This is a genomic window from Ideonella azotifigens, from assembly GCF_006519715.1.
Taxonomy (GTDB): domain Bacteria; phylum Pseudomonadota; class Gammaproteobacteria; order Burkholderiales; family Burkholderiaceae_C; genus Ideonella; species Ideonella azotifigens.
The window spans coordinates 1-1,862 of sequence record NZ_VIDT01000901.1 but is presented as its reverse complement, the minus strand read 5'-3'; the positions used below and the strand labels follow the sequence as shown (position 1 = coordinate 1,862).

The following is a 1,862-nucleotide window of genomic DNA, read 5'->3' as shown; positions in this document are numbered from 1 at the left end:
GCCAAGGGTGCACCACGTTCGCTGGGGCTGATTTCGGCCAGCGGCGGCAGCCAGGTGCAGCGCACGAAGCTGCTGCAGGACACGGCGGCGTTTGCAATCAGCCTGGAGCCGGCTGGCGGGTCGCCGACCGGCGCGCCGACCGGACCGGTGATTTCGTTGGGCGCACTGAGCAGCTGAAACCTTCGGGGCCGAGACCGCAGGCCGGCGCCGGGCCGTCCCAAGCGCCGGTGCGGGTGCGCCATTGACGGGGCCACAAGTTAGGATAGAGGCCGATGCCCGCCTCCTCGATCGATTCCGCCCTTGATGCCAGCGCCGCGCCGGCCGACATCCTGCACCAGGTCTTTGGCTACACCGCGTTCCGCGGCCACCAGGGTGCCATCGTCGACCAGGTGATTGGCGGCGGCGATGCGCTGGTGCTGATGCCCACCGGCGGCGGCAAGAGCCTGTGCTACCAGATCCCGGCGATTGCGCGGCACCGCGCAGGCCAGGGCGTGACGGTGGTCGTCAGCCCGCTGATCGCGCTGATGCACGACCAGGTCGGCGCGCTGGAAGAAGCGGGGGTGCATGCCGCCTTCCTGAATTCCTCGCTGGACAGCGCCGGCGCGCAGCATGTCGAGCGCGAGCTGATGGCAGGCCGGCTGGTGATGCTTTACGCCGCGCCCGAGCGCATCACCAACCCGCGTTTCCTGGCGATGCTGGACTCACTGCATCAGCGCGGCCAGCTCAGCCTGTTCGCCATTGACGAAGCGCACTGCGTGAGCCAGTGGGGCCACGACTTCCGCGAAGACTATTTGCAGCTGGACCTGCTGGCCACGCGCTTTGGCGGCGTGCCGCGCATCGCGCTGACGGCCACCGCCGACGAGCACACCCGCGCCGACATCATCGACCGGCTGATGCTGGAAGGCGCGCGCACCTTCATCAGCAGCTTCGACCGGCCCAACATCCGCTACACCATCGTCGAGAAGGACAACGCCAAGGCCCAGCTGCTGCGCTTCCTGCTCGACGAACACGTGGGCGATGCCGGCATCGTCTACTGCCAGAGCCGCAAGAAGGTCGAGGAGACGGCCGAGTGGCTGAGTGCCGAAGGCTTCAGCGCGCTGCCGTACCACGCCGGGCTGGACCAGGACGTGCGCCGCCGCCACCAGGACAGGTTCCTGCGCGAGGAGGGCCTGGTGATGGTCGCCACGGTGGCCTTCGGCATGGGCATCGACAAGCCGGACGTGCGCTTTGTCGCCCACCTGGACCTGCCGAAGAACATCGAAGGCTACTACCAGGAAACCGGCCGCGGCGGGCGTGACGGCGAGGCCGCCGATGCCTGGATGAGCTACGGCCTGGCCGACGTGGTCAACCAGCGCCGCATGATCGACGAGAGCACCGCGGGCGACGAGTTCAAGCGCCTGCAGGTCGGCAAGCTCGAAGCGCTGCTGGCCATGTGCGAAAGCCTGGACTGCCGGCGCGTGCGGCTGCTGGCCTATTTCGGTGAAGACCGGCCCGCCGGTTGGCGTTGCGGCAATTGCGACAACTGTTTGCAGCCGCCTGCGCGCTGGGACGCGACCGAGGCGGCGCGCAAGGCGCTGTCCTGCATCTACCGCTGCCACCAGCATTCGGGTTTCGGCTTCGGCACGGTGCATTTGATCGACGTGCTGCGCGGCAAGTCCACCGAAAAGACCCGCGCGCGCGGCCACGAAAGCCTGTCGACCTTCGGCATTGGCGCGGACCTGTCCGAAGCGCAATGGCGCGGCGTGATGCGCCAGCTGATCGCGCTGGGCCACGTGGCCAGCGAAGGCGAATACAGCACGCTCGCGCTGACCGACAGCGCGCGTGCCGTCCTCAAGGGCCAGGTGCAGATCGAGCTGCGCGAA

The 1,862-nt window shown here is 68.4% G+C and carries 2 protein-coding genes; both read left to right on the top strand.

What is annotated here, in order from left to right:
- A partial coding sequence (locus FKP22_RS29060; protein ID WP_211361651.1) for an anti-sigma factor domain-containing protein occupies positions 1–177 on the top strand: 177 nt, incomplete at its 5' end.
- 95 nt (positions 178–272) lie between these two features.
- On the top strand, positions 273–1,862 hold a 1,590-nt coding region (gene recQ, locus FKP22_RS29055), incomplete at its 3' end, for a DNA helicase RecQ (protein WP_141291633.1).